Here is a 1,912-nt window from a genome sequence, read left to right as displayed (position 1 = left end):
AATACGTTCCCGGGCCTTGTACACACCGCCCGTCACACCATGGGAGTGGGTTGCAAAAGAAGTAGGTAGCTTAACCTTCGGGAGGGCGCTTACCACTTTGTGATTCATGACTGGGGTGAAGTCGTAACAAGGTAACCGTAGGGGAACCTGCGGTTGGATCACCTCCTTACCTGAAGATACCTTCCCGCGAAGTGCTCACACAGATTGTCTGATAGAAAGTAACGAGCAGAAAAAACCTCTACAGGCTTGTAGCTCAGGTGGTTAGAGCGCACCCCTGATAAGGGTGAGGTCGGTGGTTCAAGTCCACTCAGGCCTACCAAATTCGTCTCATGCTGCGTTATGTTTCCGGCTCGCATAGTTCACTATGCTTCGCGAAAACATGCCTTGCCTGAGCACGAATTACATTTCTCATGAAGTGTACTCGGTTGAGTGGTAGTAGTGGTCTCTGCAGTAACTGTATGGGGCTATAGCTCAGCTGGGAGAGCGCCTGCCTTGCACGCAGGAGGTCAGCGGTTCGATCCCGCTTAGCTCCACCATACTGATATTACTGTATTTCTGAAAAATACTTCAGAGCGTACCGGCAACGGTGTGCTGCGAAGTATTATGCTCTTTAACAATCCGGAACAAGCTGAAAATTTGAAACGACACATGGTCGCATTCTTCCGTAATAAAGAATGATGACGTGTGATCGGGTCTCTCAAAAGCTCATGACACGCAGCGTAAAACGCCTGTGGGTTGTGAGGTTAAGCGACTAAGCGTACACGGTGGATGCCCTGGCAGTCAGAGGCGATGAAGGGCGTGCTAATCTGCGATAAGCGCCGGTAAGGTGATATGAACCGCAACAACCGGCGATACCCGAATGGGGAAACCCAGTGTGATTCGTCACACTATCATGCAGTGAATACATAGCGGCATGAGGCGAACCGGGGGAACTGAAACATCTAAGTACCCCGAGGAAAAGAAATCAACCGAGATTCCCCCAGTAGCGGCGAGCGAACGGGGAGGAGCCCAGAACCATCATCAGCTTGTGCATCAGTGGAAGCGTCTGGAAAGTCGCAGGGTACAGGGTGATACTCCCGTACACAAAGGTGCACAGGTTGTGAGTTCGATGAGTAAGGCGGGACACGTGGTATCCTGTCTGAATATGGGGGGACCATCCTCCAAGGCTAAATACTCCTGACTGACCGATAGTGAACCAGTACCGTGAGGGAAAGGCGAAAAGAACCCCGGCGAGGGGAGTGAAACAGAACCTGAAACCGTGTACGTACAAGCAGTGGGAGCCTTCTTTATGGGGGTGACTGCGTACCTTTTGTATAATGGGTCAGCGACTTATATTCTGTAGCAAGGTTAACCGTATAGGGGAGCCGCAGGGAAACCGAGTCTTAACTGGGCGTTAAGTTGCAGGGTATAGACCCGAAACCCGGTGATCTAGCCATGGGCAGGTTGAAGGTTGGGTAACACTAACTGGAGGACCGAACCGACTAATGTTGAAAAATTAGCGGATGACCTGTGGCTGGGGGTGAAAGGCCAATCAAACCGGGAGATAGCTGGTTCTCCCCGAAAGCTATTTAGGTAGCGCCTCGTGAATTCATCTCCGGGGGTAGAGCACTGTTTCGGCTAGGGGGCCATCCCGGCTTACCAACCCGATGCAAACTGCGAATACCGGAGAATGTTATCACGGGAGACACACGGCGGGTGCTAACGTCCGTCGTGAAGAGGGAAACAACCCAGACCGCCAGCTAAGGTCCCAAAGTCATGGTTAAGTGGGAAACGATGTGGGAAGGCACAGACAGCCAGGATGTTGGCTTAGAAGCAGCCATCATTTAAAGAAAGCGTAATAGCTCACTGGTCGAGTCGGCCTGCGCGGAAGATGTAACGGGGCTAAACCATGCACCGAAGCTGCGGCAGCGAC

At 52.1% G+C, this 1,912-nt stretch carries 2 tRNA genes and 2 rRNA genes; all 4 read left to right on the top strand.

The features are described from left to right. Positions 1-169: ribosomal RNA gene (locus NR177_RS23690) — 16S ribosomal RNA — on the top strand; the annotation flags it as partial. A 73-nt stretch (positions 170-242) separates the two neighbouring features. Then, positions 243-319, top strand: a tRNA-Ile gene (locus NR177_RS23685). Between the two features lie 141 nt (positions 320-460). Next, positions 461-536 (top strand) — tRNA-Ala (locus NR177_RS23680). A 205-nt stretch (positions 537-741) separates the two neighbouring features. Continuing rightward, positions 742-1,912, top strand: a 23S ribosomal RNA gene (locus NR177_RS23675); the annotation flags it as partial.

The organism is Pantoea sp. Fr+CA_20 (genome assembly GCF_024520835.1).
GTDB lineage: Bacteria > Pseudomonadota > Gammaproteobacteria > Enterobacterales > Enterobacteriaceae > Pantoea > Pantoea allii.
Note: the sequence above shows the minus strand (reverse complement) of the source record. Positions and strands in the feature narration are given on the sequence as shown.